Raw genomic sequence first — 14,616 nt, forward strand, 5'->3', positions numbered from 1 at the left:
GCTCCAATCCCCATTAAGACTGCAATGCATCGCTCAGGCGGTCTAAACGACTGCGCGCTGAGTTATCGATGACTAGGTCTCCGGCTCGAATAATAACTCCACTAAGTAGAGTCTCATCTATACTGCAATTCAGCTGAACTTTGCGCGCTAGGCGCAGTTCCAATTTGCTGATGATGCTTGTGCGCTGTTCTTCAGAAAGTTCAACCGCTGAAGTAACGTCAACGTCGATTTCTTTCTCGTGCTCTTGTTTAAGCAATAAGAACTGTTTACAAACATCAGGAAAGGCCATTAAACGACCATTCTCTGCCATCACTTTAATTAAGTTCTGGCCGAATTCATCAAATTGTTCGCCACAAATTACAATGAATATTTCAGCTAACTTTTCAGCAGTCATTGAACTGCTTAATAAATTATGAACATCATCATTTTGTGCCACTTCGGCAGCAAAAGTAAGCATTTGACCCCATTGGTCTAGCTCACCTTTATCTACCGCAAAGTCAAACGCTGCTTTAGCATAGGGGCGTGCGATTGTAGTCAAATCAGACATATACAGCCCCTTGCTTTAAAGTTTTGCAGTAATGTTGTTAAGAAGATCATTGTGTACATCTTTATCGATTGTACGCTCAAGGATTTTCTCAGCACCAGCTATAGCCAGAGTTGCGACTTGTTTGCGCAGGTCATCACGGGCACGTGTGCGTTCAGCTTCAATTTCAGCTTCAGCTTGCGTTAAGATCTTCTGGCGTTCTGCCTGAGCCTCTTCGCGAGCTTCATCAATAATTTGAGCTTTACGTTTGTTTGCCTGATCAATAACCTCAGTTGCAGTGCGCTTCGCTTCCTTCATTTGCTCAGAAGCGTTGGCTTGTGCCAGGTTCAAGTCTTTAGCAGCGCGTTCAGCGGCTACAAGACCGTCAGCAATTTTCTTCTGACGTTCTTCAATTGCTTGCATGATTGGTGGCCATACATATTTCATGCAGAACCAAACAAACAGCGAAAAAGCAATTGCTTGACCTAACAGAGTTGCGTTCATATTCACAACAGCTACTCCTCGTTAAGAATCAACTACAAAAATTTAATTAACTATTAAGAGTTAATTAGCCTGCTAGCTGACTTACAAATGGGTTAGCAAACGTGAATAGTAGTGCGATTACGATACCGATCATTGGAACAGCATCCAGTAGACCAGCGATGATGAACATCTTAACTTGTAGCATTGGAGCCATTTCAGGTTGACGCGCAGCGCCTTCTAGGAATTTACCACCAAGAATAGCAAAACCAATTGCAGTACCTACGGCACAAAGACCAACAATGATAGCAACAGCGATTGCTGAAAAACTTAGTACAGTTTCCATTTACGTTCTCCGATTAACATTAATAGTTAGAATAAAGCTTAAAAATTTTTTTAGTGATCACTATCTTCATGGGCCATTGATAGGTAAACGATTGTCAACATCATGAAAACAAACGCTTGAATCAAAATAACCAAGATATGGAAGATAGCCCAAGGTAGTGCACCTACCCATTGTAAGTACCACGGTAGCATTGCCGCGATAAGAATAAACACCACCTCACCCGCAAACATATTACCAAATAAACGCATACCTAGAGATAGTGGCTTCGCTAATAGCGAAATTACCTCAAGTACCAAGTTAAATGGAATCATGATTGGGTGATTAAATGGATGCAGTGCCAATTCTTTAGCAAATCCGCCTAAGCCTTTTACTTTGATGCTGTAGTAGATCATCAGAGCAAAAACACCTAAAGCCATTGCCATTGTTATATTTACATCAGCTGTAGGAACCACTTTCAAGTAAGGGATACCTAGCCAATGCTCTGCAGGATACGGTAAGAAATCGATAGGCACTAAGTCCATCAAGTTCATTATGATAATCCAGCAGAATATAGTCAGTGCTAATGGAGCTACCAGAGGATTGCGGCCATGGAAAGTTTCTTTAACGTTGTCGCCAACGAATTCCACTACCATTTCAACAAAACACTGAAGCTTACCAGGTACACCTACTGTTGCTTTCTTAGCGACTGAGCGAAAAACCCAAAGGAATAACACCCCTGTCAGCACAGAAAAAAACAGACTGTCTATATGTACGTTCCAGAAACTTGTTTCCTCTACAAGACCAAACTTAGCTAAAGAAAGGTTTTGTAAATGGTGTTCAATGTATCCGGATGCTGTTGGCGCAGCCATAACTCATCCTATTTTTTATTGTTAATGAAAAGCACTGGCGCAAAGATATTAATACCTAGAACCAGTAAATAGGTCAGTTTGAGGGGAATTAATTCCACCTGCATATACATGTAGACAATAGAGAATAGTAAAACTGTGATTAAGATTTTGAGCACTTCGCCAGCATAGAACGACGCCGCAACTAACTTAGTTGCACGAGCTCCACAAAATAGGAAAGCACACACACAAAAAACTACATTCGCGATGACAAAAATACCGCCACCGATTAATGCAGCAAAACCCCAATCAGGATTAACAGCTAAACCTAACCCTATCGCCACTAATATAACCGCGCTAAGCTCGATCAATAACATTTGCTTTGCAAGCACTCGTCCTGGTCTTGCTAACGCCGCTACCATGTATTCGTTCCTCTTTAAGCCCACTTTACCACTCGCTTATAAGCGTGCTGAGAAATTGGCGAAAATTATACGTTCAGCCAAATTGATTGCAATCACAATGCAGCAATCTTTTACATTTTTGCATACAAACCGACAACTTTTGTACGAAATTACTTGTTTATTACATAATTGACCTAAATCAATTATCTCATTTAGTACTCTAGTTTAGCAATAAGTTGCTCTAATTTGTGAGGCTCATCAAGAGTAATCGTCACTTTTGACTTACCGCTAACAGAACGAGTAACTGAAACGTTTGCTTGCAATTTTTCCGTGAGTCTTCGTGAAAGTTCGATAGCTTCTGTGTCTTCAGGCTTCGATTCTGGTTCAACGTCTGGTTTTAAGCACTTTTTGACAAGCAGCTCAGTTTGACGCACGGTCATTTTTTTGGTTGCCGCAGTGTTTGCTGCTTCAATCTGGGTATCACCTTCAAGCGCAAGCAATGCTCGAGCATGACCCATTTCCAGTTGTTTATTGGAAACTAAACCTTTTACTTCATTTTCTAGCTGATTTAGACGTAATAAGTTACTAACCGTTGCTCTCGATTTACCGATCACTTCGGCGACTTGTTGATGTGTCAGCTCGAATTCGTTCTGTAAGCGCTCTAGCGCTTGTGCTTCTTCGATAACATTCAAGTCTTCACGCTGAATGTTCTCAATCAATGCCATCGCAATCGCAGCTTTGTCTTCAACCTTCTTGACCAAGCACGGCACCTGTTTTAAGCCAGCTTGACGAGCAGCTCTCCAACGGCGCTCACCAGCGATAATCTCATATTGACCATACGCTAAAGGACGCACGACGATAGGTTGGATAATACCTTGAGATTGAATAGATGCGGCCAGCTCTTCTAGCGCTTCTGGCGCCATATCCTTACGCGGTTGATATACACCTGGCTTCAAGCTACCGATAGCAATCTCTGTGAACTCACCTTCTGCAGACAAAGCCTGACTATGAGAAGCAACTTGTTGTTTTTCACGAGCCAATGAGCTAGTTGCAAGCAATGCATCTAACCCTTTTCCTAAACCACGCTTAGACATTGAGCGAATTCCTTTGGTTAGACCTATACTGGGACTTCTTCACGACGCAACATTTCGCCTGCAAGAGCAAGATATGCCTTAGCACCTGCGGAATACTTGTCGTAGTACATTGCTGGCTTGCCATGACTCGGCGCTTCTGCCAAACGTACATTTCGAGGGATCACAGTTCGGTAAACTTTGCTACCGAAGTGTTTTTTGAGTTGATCAGAGACTTCATTCGATAAGCGGTTACGAGGATCATACATTGTACGAAGAAGACCTTCGATCTTCAGATTCTCGTTTACTACCGCAGCGAGCTTACTGATGGTATCCATCAACGCAGTCAAACCTTCCAAAGCAAAATATTCACATTGCATAGGAACCAATACGGAATCGGCCGCAGCCATCGCGTTGATTGTAAGAAGGTTTAATGAAGGGGGGCAATCAATAAAGATGAAATCATAGTTGTCGCGAATGGATTCGAGTGCGTTTTTTAAACGAACTTCACGAGCAAATACTTCCATTAACTTGATTTCTGCCGCAGTCACATCACCGTTTGCGGCGATGAGGTCATAATTGCCAGATGTACTTCGGCAAACTACCTCATCAAATGGGGTGTCTTCAACCAGCAAATCGTAAGCAGTTGCTTCAACTTGATACTTATCGACACCGCTCGCCATAGTGGCATTACCTTGAGGATCGAGGTCAACAACCAATATCTTGCGTTTTGTTGCCGCCATTGATGCTGCCAAATTAATGCAAGTTGTTGTTTTTCCTACGCCGCCCTTCTGGTTGGCAATTGCTACGATTTTACCCACTATGGCCTCGCTGATTATCCCTGACGCGATAAAGTAACTAGATGACGCTCTCCATCAAGCTCTGGCACTTGCAAAGCTTTAATGTCTGTCACTGAACACCATTCAGGTAACAGGTCGATTTCGTCTCTAGGATGTTGTCCCTTAAGAGCCAAAAATACACCGGATTGCTCTTTAGGTAAATGGTGACACCACTCTACCATGTCTGTCATTGACGCAAATGCGCGACTGAGCACGGCATCAAACTTTTCTTCGGGTTGAAATTCTTCAACACGACTTTGAACCGGCACCACGTTGTCGATGCCCAATTCATGAATCACTTGTTTAATAAAACGAATACGCTTACCTAGGCTATCGAGCAAGTAAAACTCGCAGTCAGGGTTCATGATTGAGAGCGGAATCCCAGGAAGACCAGGGCCTGTACCAACATCAATAAAGCGCTTGCCTTGTAAGTGAGTGCTAACAATGATGCTATCTAAGATATGTTTCACCATCATTTCTTGCGGGTCACGAACTGACGTTAAGTTGTAAGCCTTGTTCCACTTGTTCAGTAACTCAACGTAGCCAACCAATTGGCCACGTTGCTTTTCAGATACTTCAAGTTCAGTCTGGCCAATCAGGTGATCCAGTTTTTCGCGTAATGCACTCATTATGCTTCCTCACCTTTTTTCAGCAGGCCGTGTTTTTTCAAATAAACCAACAGAATTGAGATTGCTGCAGGCGTAATACCTGAAATTCGAGAAGCAATACCAATTGAGTCAGGCTTAGCAGTCGTTAGTTTAAGAACCACTTCGTTAGAAAGTCCTTTCACCTTGCTGTAATCGATATCAGCAGGCAATTTGGTATTTTCATGACGCAGTGATTTTTCAATTTCGTCTTGTTGACGCTGGATATAACCATCGTACTTCACTTGGATCTCAACTTGCTCGGATGCTTGTTGATCTTCCAATGCCGGGCCAAAACGATCCAATGCCGTTAGCTGTGAATAAGTCATTTCAGGGCGACGAAGAAGATCTTCACCGCTTGCTTCACGAGACATAGGTGTTTTAAGAATTTGGTTCAGTTGATCAACATCTTCAGATTTTGGATTAATCCACGTTTCTTTTAGACGTTGACGTTCCTTCTCCATGTTTTCTACTTTCTCGTTGAATCGAGCCCAACGAGCATCATCCACCAAGCCAAGCTCACGCGACTTCTCAGTCAAGCGGATATCAGCGTTGTCTTCACGAAGTAACAAACGGTATTCCGCGCGAGACGTGAACATACGGTAAGGTTCTTTGGTACCCATCGTCGACAAGTCATCAATAAGAACGCCCATGTAAGCTTGGTCACGACGCGGGCTCCAGCCCTCTTTGCCTTGTGTAAACAAACTTGCATTCAGACCGGCCATCAAGCCTTGTGCTGCCGCTTCTTCGTAGCCAGTGGTACCGTTGATTTGACCGGCAAAGAATAGACCCTTAATAAACTTAGTTTCGTAAGTCAGCTTAAGGTCGCGAGGATCAAAGAAATCATACTCGATCGCATAGCCTGGGCGGACGATATGAGCATTTTCAAAACCTTTCATTGAGTGAACGATTTTTACCTGAACATCAAATGGCAGACTTGTCGAGATACCATTCGGGTATAGCTCATGTGTCGTTAGACCTTCAGGTTCAATGAAAATCTGGTGACTGTTCTTGTCAGCAAAACGCATCACTTTGTCTTCAATCGATGGACAGTAGCGCGGACCAATACCTTCAATCACGCCCGCGTACATTGGACTGCGATCGAGATTGGCGCGAATAACGTCATGCGTATTTTCGTTAGTGTGCGTGATGTAGCATGGAATTTGGCGAGGCTGTTGAGCTCGGCTACCCATGAACGAGAATACAGGTGTTGGGTTATCACCGTGCTGAACCTCTAACTCTGAAAAATCAACGCTACGTGCATCGATACGAGGAGGTGTACCCGTTTTCAGGCGATCAACTCGGAATGGAAGATCACGAAGACGGTCAGCCAGTGCGATCGATGGTGGATCACCAGCGCGACCGCCTGAAGAACTTTCCATACCAATATGGATCTTTCCACCTAGAAATGTACCGACCGTCAGTACCACTGCGTTAGCGCGGAACTTAAGGCCCATCTGTGTAACAACACCCACCACTTGATCCTGCTCAACGATCAAGTCATCAACCGATTGTTGAAACAGAGTTAGGTTTGGTGTGTTTTCAAGAACATTTCGAACAAAGGCTTTGTAAAGCGCGCGGTCAGCTTGTGCACGAGTTGCACGTACCGCTGGACCTTTTGATGCGTTTAACGTTCTGAACTGAATACCTGCATGATCAATAGCTTGCGCCATTAATCCACCCATTGCATCGACCTCTTTTACCAAGTGGCCCTTACCGATCCCGCCAATAGCAGGGTTGCAAGACATTTGTCCCAACGTATCGATATTATGAGTGAGTAGTAACGTACTTTGACCAGTACGTGCAGATGCGAGTGCGGCTTCCGTTCCTGCATGGCCACCACCAACAACGATGACGTCAAATTTTTCGTGATAAAGCATGAACCGACCTCGGGTATTCAAACGTTTTCTAGATTGATAAAAAGGAGCGATATTCTACCTGTTTTCATAGCTTGAGAAAACGTTTTTGGGATTTTTCGATAAAGCTGTTTTTAATTAATATAGATAAGATCTTTATAGAGATCTTTTATTATATCTATTATTAGGATCGAGGGTGTCTGTGGATAAGTCAAAAATGATCAACAAGATCATGGATCTTTTTTGGATCAAAGTATGTGATCTAACTTTGATCATAATGAGGATTAGCTGGGATCAAAATGGCTACTTATTCACAGGGGAGAATTGGCTTGAAAGTTGTTATTTGGATAACTATAGGTTAATCACCGTATATGTATGATCTTATCCACAGAGGAAATTGAGGTTTTTGCTTTAATTTTCGAATTTTTTTCAAAAAAGTTATTCACAATCACGATATTCAGAGACAAAAAAAGCGGCATAAGCCGCTTTTTGGGGAAATTGAGGGACTAGAACTGGTCACTATGATCGTTAAACCACTCTTCAGCTGCATCCTCAGGTACCGGAGTTTCCAATACATCGATGGTAAAGCAGTCTGAAATAGGTTGTGCACCGAGTTTTTTCAGTTGGCTGTGGACTGATTTTCCCGCAGAACAGAAGGTATCGTAACTTGAATCACCAAGTGCGATAACAGCATAACGAATAGCACTTAAATCTGGAGATTCTTGAGTCAATGCGTTGATCAACGGTTGGATATTATCAGGAAAATCGCCCGCACCATGTGTTGATGTCACCACTAACCAAGTACCTTGCTGAGGAATATTATTGTATTCAGGCTGATTATGAAGTTCTATCTCGTGCCCTTGAGCCTCTAGAAGATCGTTAAGGTGATCGCCAACGTATTCAGCGCCACCTAAGGTGCTGCCTGTAATAATGTGGATCATTAAGCTGTCCTTACAAAAGAAAAGGCCAGCGTAAGCCAGCCTTTATGTTATTTACCGATACAGAATGAAGAGAAGATTCGACCTAAAAGATCATCGGAACTGAACTCGCCTGTGATCTCATTGAGGTGCTGTTGGGTGATACGAAGCTCTTCTGCTAATATCTCTCCGGCCATGTAGCCTTCAAGCTGCTGTTGCCCAATATCAAGGTGTTCCGATGCGCGTTCTAGTGCATCCAAGTGGCGGCGGCGCGCCATAAAGCCACCTTCATGACCACCAGCAAAGCCCATGCAATCCTTGAGATGGCTACGCAGAGCGTCGACACCTTGGCCTGTTTTTGCTGATAAGCGAATCAGGGTTGGATCGTTAACATGACAAATGCCTAACTCTTCACTGGTTTGATCCGCTTTATTACGAATTACCGTCATTCCGATGTTGTCTGGTAGACGATCAACGAAATCTGGCCAGATATCTTTCGGGTCTGTTGCGTCTGTTGTCGTGCCATCAACCATAAATAAAACTCGGTCTGCCTGAGCAATTTCTTCCCAAGCGCGTTCAATACCGATTTTTTCTACTTCATCAGAGGCATCACGCAGGCCTGCGGTATCGATAATGTGCAGTGGCATACCGTCAATATGGATATGTTCACGCAATACATCACGTGTGGTGCCGGCAATATCGGTCACAATCGCAGATTCTTTGCCAGACAGCGCATTCAATAGGCTCGATTTACCGGCATTTGGGCGACCTGCAATCACGACCTTCATGCCTTCACGCATGATCGCACCTTGATTCGCTTCTTGACGTACAGCCTCGAGGTTATCGATGATAGCCTGTAAGTCAGTACTGACTTTACCGTCAGCAAGAAAATCAATTTCTTCTTCTGGGAAATCGATCGCTGCTTCAACGTAGATTCTTAAGTAAATCAGAGAATCTACAAGCGTATTAATGCGTTTAGAGAATTCGCCTTGTAGCGATTGAAGCGCCGATTTTGCTGCTTCTTCTGAGCTGGCATCAATTAAGTCAGCAATCGCTTCGGCTTGAGTTAAATCCATCTTATCGTTCAAGAAGGCACGTTCTGAAAACTCACCTGGACGCGCTGCACGTACGCCTGAAATGGCTAGGATGCGTTTGATTAGCATATCCATAACCACTGGTCCGCCGTGGCCTTGCAACTCTAATACGTCTTCGCCAGTAAACGAGTGCGGGTTAGGGAAGTAAAGCGCGATGCCTTGATCGAGTTCGATGCCATCGTCAGATTTAAACGGTAGGTACTCAGCGTAGCGAGGCTTGAGTGTTTTTCCTGTTACTTCTAGGGCAACCTGAGTCGCCAATGGGCCGGAAACGCGGATAATACCGACGCCACCACGGCCGGGCGCGGTCGCTTGAGCAACAATCGTATCTGTAGTCATAGTTGTGCCTGCTAGCATGTGAGAGCCAAAAAGGGGCGTTCACGATTAATCAATTAGCTGAATTGTAATCAGCTAAAAACAAAAAGGCGACCTTTTGGTCGCCTTTCTTTATCTCTTTCTATTATCGAACTTACTTAGAATGTAAGCCTTTCTTTTCCAGCGCGCGGTAGATAAGCGTTTGCTGAATCAGAGTTACGATGTTCGATACTAGCCAGTAAAGAACCAGACCTGAAGGGAAGAACAGGAAGAAGAATGTAAACATAACCGGCATAAAGGTCATGATCTTCTGCTGCATTGGATCCGTTACAGTTGTCGGGCTCATCTTCTGGATTAGGAACATTGAAGCACCCATCAGAAGTGGCAAGATGTAGTATGGGTCTTGTGCTGAAAGGTCAGTAATCCAACCGAAGAACGGTGAGTGACGCAGTTCAACAGATTCCATCAGTGCCCAGTATAGCGAAATGAAGATAGGCATTTGTAAGATGATAGGTAAACAGCCACCAAGTGGGTTTACTTTCTCTTTCTTGTACAGCTCCATCATTTCTTGGCTCATACGTTGACGGTCGTCGCCAATACGCTCACGCATTGCAGTCAGCTTAGGCTGAAGCATACGCATTTTCGCCATAGACGTGTACTGAGCTTTCGTTAGTGGGTACATCGCACCACGAACGATAAACGTTAGACAGATGATTGCTAGACCCCAGTTCACAACGATGCCTTGAATGAACGAAAGCAGAGTATGAAGTGGTTTAGCAATGAACCATAACCAACCGTAGTCAACTACTAGGTCTAGGTTTGGTGCTACAGCAGCCATTTGGTCTTGAAGTTTAGGACCAACCCAAAGCGTTGCTTTAAAGCTTGCTTCGTCGCCAGTAGCGATGGTTTTGTTCGGCATGCGAACACCAATGTCGCCAAGGTTACCAATGACACGAGTGTAAAGGTTGCTGCCTGCTTCATCGCGTGGGATCCAAGCACTTGCAAAGTAGTGCTGAATCATCGCTGCCCAACCTTGACCATTGGCTAGGTTAAGAGACAGGTTGCGATCTTGCATGTCGTCGAAGCTGTATTTTTTGTAACGCGTATCTTCCGTAGAGTAAGCACCACCGCGGTAAGTTGGCATTGTTAAGCTACCGCCGTCATCCATAACGTTTTGACGTAGGTGAGCGTACATGCCGAATGTCGCGTTAGTACCAGAGTTGTTGACTACATCGTATTCAACATCCATTGCGTAGCTGCCACGCTTAAGGACGAATGTTTTCGTGTAATCAAGGCCGTTCGCTTGGTAAGTCATCGGGATGCGTAGTTCATCCTGACCATCAGCAAGCGTGAAGCTGTCTGCTGAAACCGTGTAGCTAGGGCGGTTAGTGCTGCTTAAATCGATACCTTGTGGGCCAACTAGACCGCTTTGTGCGATAAATTGGTGACCAGGTTCGTTCTTAAGAAGAACAAACGTATCTTCAGAATCAAACTCAGCAGAGTAATCATTTAGGTTTGCTTGAACGACATCACCACCAACCGTATCAATTGACAGAGTCAGTACATCAGTTGTTACTGTGATAGTTTTTGCAGAAGCGACTTGTTGGCCCGGAGCTGGGTCTAAGTCATCTGCATAAGATGGCGCTGGTAGGGTGCTGTCAGATTGTGCCTGCTCAATCGCTTGTGGAGCTGGGTTCTGAGCTACGTTCCATTGTTGGAACAGTAGGAAAGAAACCAAAGCCAATGCGATTAACAGGATATTACGTTGAGAATCCATCGTTATTTATCTCTGTCTTGTTTTTGGACTGGTGGAACGGGGTCAAAGCCCCCTTCGTTCAAAGGATGGCATTTTAATAGACGTTTGCCTGATAACCAACACCCTTTTACAAAACCGTGAGCTTTCAACGCTTCTATCGCATATAAAGAGCAGGTTGGAGTAAATCGGCAGCGTGGGCCGATGAGTGGACTAATAAACCATCTATAAAAATAGATGGGTATTAGCGCTATCCACGCGAAGGGCGAGACAGGCGAAGCCATAATTTGTCGAGTAGCTTGAACATTTCTTCATTGCTTAAATCTTGCGCGCTCTTCTTAGCGATTACAACAAAATCTTTGTTAGGAAGTTTGTGTTGAGTGTTACGAAAGCTTTCACGAGTAAGACGCTTGAATCGGTTACGACCCACGGCGGTTTTAATCTGCTTTTTCGGAACAGCTAATCCAAGGCGAGGATTTGAAAGAGAGTTATTTCGGGCAATGATGGTGAAATGAGGGGAGCCTGCTCGATGAGCTTGCTTGAAGACATTCTGATAATGTTCGGGAGTTAACAAGCGTAACTCCCGACCGAAGGCTAGCTTATTCAAAATAATCAAAGATTACTTAGAAAGACGCTTACGGCCTTTTGCACGACGTGCATTGATTGTTGCGCGACCGTTCTTAGTAGCCATGCGAGCACGGAAACCGTGAGTACGCTTACGCTTTAGAACTGTAGGTTGAAAAGTGCGTTTCATTGTAATTACCTTACTGATCAGTAGTTTTAGGTTTTTGTTAAACCCGGCGTGGGCATTTTTTCTCTTCTTTATATAAGAAAGGAAAACCGACGCCTCTCAACAAAGAGGCGGAATTGTAATCACTGTCACAAAAAGTGTCAATGATTGGGTTAACTAAAATTCCGGTCGGGGGATTATACGTAGAATAACTAAAATCACAAGGATCCTTATTCGATCCCGACCTTATTTAAGAATTTCTTTAATTTAGGATCCTGTGGATTACCAAAAATATCCTGTGGAGATCCCTGTTCGACAATGTGACCATCAGCCATGAAGATCACTCGGTCTGCGACCTCTCTAGCGAACTGCATTTCATGGGTAACCACCAGCATGGTTTGATGCTGATTTGCCAGTTTTTTCATTAAGTTAAGCACTTCGCCAACCCACTCAGGATCGAGCGCTGAAGTAGGCTCATCAAACAATAAAAGCTCTGGTTGTAGGGCCATCGCACGGCCAATACCAACACGTTGCTGCTGGCCACCAGAGAGCGCTGCTGGATAGCTATCTGTTTTCTCTCCTAGGCCAATATCATCGAGTATTTGTTGTGCTTTTTCATGAGCTTGCTGCTTTTTCCAACCACGAACGGTAATCAAACCTTCCGCAATATTCTGCCTTGCCGTTTGGTGAGCGAACAGTGCATAGTTTTGGAACACAAAACCGGTCTTACGGCGCAGTGCAAGCACTTCTGCTTTAGTGTGTTTCTGAGTATCAACCTTGATATCATCAATCGAAATCGTACCTTGATCGGCTTGCTCTAGAAAATTCACACAACGCAGCAGGGTAGACTTACCCGTACCACTTGAACCTATGATGACAATTATCTCACCTTGCTTGATTTCGAGGTCGATCCCTTTCAATACTTCGGTGTCACTAAACTGCTTGTGGATATTTTGTAATTTGATCATCGTACATACGCCTTATTCAGTTTCACTTCGGCCCAAATTTGAATACGAGTGAGGATAACCACCACGCCCCAGTAAATCAGCGCGACTGCTAAAAAAGCCTCGAAGAAGCGGAAACTTGAAGAAGCTTCCATCTGAGCTTTAGCCATGATTTCGGCTACACCTAGGGTGAATGCAAGTGAAGTCGACTTAATCATGTCGATGAAATAGTTCATCAAAGAAGGCAGTGCTACACGTGTCGCTTGCGGCAAGATCACTCGACGCATGGCTTGGCTGGTTGTCATACCGACTGACAGGCTTGCTTCCATTTGACTACGATCGATACCGATAATCGCGGCACGAATACTTTCAGCCATGTAAGCAGCAAAGTGTAAGGTTAAGCCGATAACCGCGGCGCCAAACGCATCAAGTCCAACCATCCACGGAAACACTTGTGGTAGGCCATAGTATAGAAGGAACAGTTGCACCAGCAGTGGCGTGCCTCGGAAGAAGCTAATATACAGCTGGCTAAGCTGGTCGAGTACTGGGATTTTGAATACACGAATGTTCGCCAGTATCAAAGATAGAATTAGGGCGAAAAATAAGCCCCAGATTGCCATCTCCATAGTGGTGCCTAAATACTTCAGCAGTATTGGCAACAGACCTAGCATGTAATTAAAGTCAAATCCCATAATCTATCTCATATTTTTATTGGAAGTATTGTTTGGAAATACTGTTATATCAGGCTTTTTAATCAGTGCACAAAAGCAAAAAGCCCACCGCTGTGTAAAGCAGTGGGCCTCAAATGGGAAAGTGAGTCGTTACTTCTGAGTAATGTCCGCACCAAACCATTTCTGAGAGATACTTTCTAGCGTACCATCTGCGCGCATTGCTGCTAATGCTTCGTTTACTTCTGCTTGCAGTTTTTGACCGTTGTCGTTGTTAACGAAAGGCCAAGCATTTTCGATTGTCTCGAATGGTTGTCCTGCTAGCTGTAATGGTAGACCAGTCTTCTTGATAAGCTCTAGTGCTGATAGGCGATCCATTACGAATGCGTCGGCACGACCAAGAGCGACATCATGTTCAATACCGGTATCGTAGGTTTTGACATTGATTTTGCCTTCTTTGTCGTAGCTGCGCAGCAGTTGCTCAAAGTTTGAGCCAAGGTTTACCGCAACCGTCTTACCATCTAGGTCTTCGATACCTTTAATGCTGTCATTACCTTTACGAACGGTAATTTGTGCGCCGTCTACTACGTAAGGGTCTGCGAATAGGTATTTCGCTTTACGTGCATCCGTTATTGTAATTTGGTTTGAAATGGTATCGATTCGACCCGTTTCAAGAAGACCAAACAGACCAGAGAAGTTTGCCGTTACGTATTCAACGCTATAGTCATTACGTTTACCGATCTCATCCCATAAATCCACTTCAAAACCTTGTAGTTGGTCTTGTTTAACGAACGTAAATGGGAAGTAGCGACCAGACATGCCGACTTTAACTTCAGTCGCAGCTTGAACAGTAGCAGCAGAGAGTGCGATAGCCGCAATTGCAGCCTTAATCCAGTTATTCATTTGGTAACTCCTTATATTTATAGGGTTGGATGTTACTGGGAAAATGCTCAATAGAATAAATAACCAGATGTTATTAACCATAACCAGATCGTATTCTCGATTTGGGGATAACTAGCAAGGATCCGGGCATAAGTGGATCGTTGTGTGAGTAAAGTAGGGGCAAGATGTGTGGATCCATCCAGTTTTGCACTATTTATTGTGAATAACTTGGATCTTATTCACTGGATCTGTGATCAATTGCTGGTGATCTGACTTATCAACAGGTAAAATTAGCGGTCATTTCATATAACTTAAATAGAGTGGGGCACC

The 14,616-nt window shown here is 44.1% G+C and carries 18 protein-coding genes; all 18 read right to left on the reverse strand.

The window, feature by feature from the left end; genetic code table 11:
- Positions 1-13: 13 nt before the first annotated feature.
- Complete coding sequence (gene atpH, locus AC3CHU_RS16015) at positions 14-547, reverse strand: F0F1 ATP synthase subunit delta (protein ID WP_004735736.1); 534 nt, start codon at positions 545-547, stop codon at positions 14-16.
- A gap of 15 nt (positions 548-562) precedes the next feature.
- Positions 563-1,033 carry a F0F1 ATP synthase subunit B gene (gene atpF, locus AC3CHU_RS16020; RefSeq protein ID WP_017077303.1) on the reverse strand — a complete coding sequence of 157 codons (471 nt, stop codon included), beginning with the start codon at positions 1,031-1,033 and terminating at the stop codon, positions 563-565.
- Between the two features lie 58 nt (positions 1,034-1,091).
- On the reverse strand, positions 1,092-1,349 hold the full coding sequence (gene atpE / locus AC3CHU_RS16025) for a F0F1 ATP synthase subunit C (RefSeq protein WP_004735734.1): 258 nt from the start codon (positions 1,347-1,349) through the stop codon (positions 1,092-1,094).
- 50 nt (positions 1,350-1,399) lie between these two features.
- Positions 1,400-2,197 carry a F0F1 ATP synthase subunit A gene (gene atpB, locus AC3CHU_RS16030; RefSeq protein ID WP_004735733.1) on the reverse strand — a complete coding sequence of 266 codons (798 nt, stop codon included), beginning with the start codon at positions 2,195-2,197 and terminating at the stop codon, positions 1,400-1,402.
- An 8-nt stretch (positions 2,198-2,205) separates the two neighbouring features.
- Positions 2,206-2,595 carry a F0F1 ATP synthase subunit I gene (locus AC3CHU_RS16035; RefSeq protein WP_004735732.1) on the reverse strand — a complete coding sequence of 130 codons (390 nt, stop codon included), beginning with the start codon at positions 2,593-2,595 and terminating at the stop codon, positions 2,206-2,208.
- 191 nt (positions 2,596-2,786) lie between these two features.
- A complete protein-coding gene (locus tag AC3CHU_RS16040; protein WP_474356030.1) occupies positions 2,787-3,668 on the reverse strand; it encodes a ParB/RepB/Spo0J family partition protein in 882 nt (293 codons plus the stop codon).
- A 23-nt stretch (positions 3,669-3,691) separates the two neighbouring features.
- Positions 3,692-4,465 carry a ParA family protein gene (locus AC3CHU_RS16045; RefSeq protein ID WP_017077301.1) on the reverse strand — a complete coding sequence of 258 codons (774 nt, stop codon included), beginning with the start codon at positions 4,463-4,465 and terminating at the stop codon, positions 3,692-3,694.
- A gap of 14 nt (positions 4,466-4,479) precedes the next feature.
- Positions 4,480-5,112 (reverse strand): 16S rRNA (guanine(527)-N(7))-methyltransferase RsmG, encoded by a 633-nt coding sequence (rsmG, locus tag AC3CHU_RS16050; protein ID WP_017058801.1) that lies wholly within the window; start codon positions 5,110-5,112, stop codon positions 4,480-4,482.
- Positions 5,112-7,007 carry a tRNA uridine-5-carboxymethylaminomethyl(34) synthesis enzyme MnmG gene (gene mnmG / locus AC3CHU_RS16055; RefSeq protein WP_054548321.1) on the reverse strand — a complete coding sequence of 632 codons (1,896 nt, stop codon included), beginning with the start codon at positions 7,005-7,007 and terminating at the stop codon, positions 5,112-5,114. Before mnmG ends, rsmG begins: the two co-directional genes overlap by 1 nt.
- Positions 7,008-7,489: 482 nt before the next feature.
- Positions 7,490-7,924, reverse strand: coding sequence for an FMN-binding protein MioC (gene mioC, locus AC3CHU_RS16060; protein ID WP_114634140.1), 435 nt, complete (start codon positions 7,922-7,924; stop codon positions 7,490-7,492).
- A gap of 47 nt (positions 7,925-7,971) precedes the next feature.
- Complete coding sequence (gene mnmE, locus AC3CHU_RS16065) at positions 7,972-9,333, reverse strand: tRNA uridine-5-carboxymethylaminomethyl(34) synthesis GTPase MnmE (RefSeq protein WP_004735804.1); 1,362 nt, start codon at positions 9,331-9,333, stop codon at positions 7,972-7,974.
- A 130-nt stretch (positions 9,334-9,463) separates the two neighbouring features.
- On the reverse strand, positions 9,464-11,086 hold the full coding sequence (yidC, locus tag AC3CHU_RS16070; protein WP_488524909.1) for a membrane protein insertase YidC: 1,623 nt from the start codon (positions 11,084-11,086) through the stop codon (positions 9,464-9,466).
- Positions 11,087-11,088: 2 nt separating this feature from the next.
- Positions 11,089-11,346: a membrane protein insertion efficiency factor YidD gene (yidD, locus tag AC3CHU_RS16075; protein ID WP_004735802.1), complete on the reverse strand. Its 258-nt coding sequence runs from the start codon at positions 11,344-11,346 to the stop codon at positions 11,089-11,091.
- Positions 11,313-11,636 (reverse strand): ribonuclease P protein component, encoded by a 324-nt coding sequence (rnpA, locus tag AC3CHU_RS16080; RefSeq protein ID WP_017055478.1) that lies wholly within the window; start codon positions 11,634-11,636, stop codon positions 11,313-11,315. Before rnpA ends, yidD begins: the two co-directional genes overlap by 34 nt.
- Before the next feature lie 45 nt (positions 11,637-11,681).
- Entirely contained in the window at positions 11,682-11,816 is a 135-nt protein-coding gene (gene rpmH / locus AC3CHU_RS16085; protein ID WP_004735800.1) for a 50S ribosomal protein L34, read from the reverse strand.
- 206 nt (positions 11,817-12,022) lie between these two features.
- Positions 12,023-12,760, reverse strand: a complete 738-nt coding sequence (locus AC3CHU_RS16090) for an amino acid ABC transporter ATP-binding protein (RefSeq protein ID WP_488524910.1) — start codon at positions 12,758-12,760, stop codon at positions 12,023-12,025.
- Positions 12,757-13,428, reverse strand: a complete 672-nt coding sequence (locus tag AC3CHU_RS16095; RefSeq protein ID WP_004735796.1) for an amino acid ABC transporter permease — start codon at positions 13,426-13,428, stop codon at positions 12,757-12,759. Before AC3CHU_RS16095 ends, AC3CHU_RS16090 begins: the two co-directional genes overlap by 4 nt.
- A gap of 129 nt (positions 13,429-13,557) precedes the next feature.
- Entirely contained in the window at positions 13,558-14,307 is a 750-nt protein-coding gene (locus tag AC3CHU_RS16100) for an amino acid ABC transporter substrate-binding protein (RefSeq protein WP_054548324.1), read from the reverse strand.
- Between the last annotated feature and the right edge of the window lie 309 nt (positions 14,308-14,616).

This window comes from Vibrio sp. QJM3NY_39, from assembly GCF_057785895.1.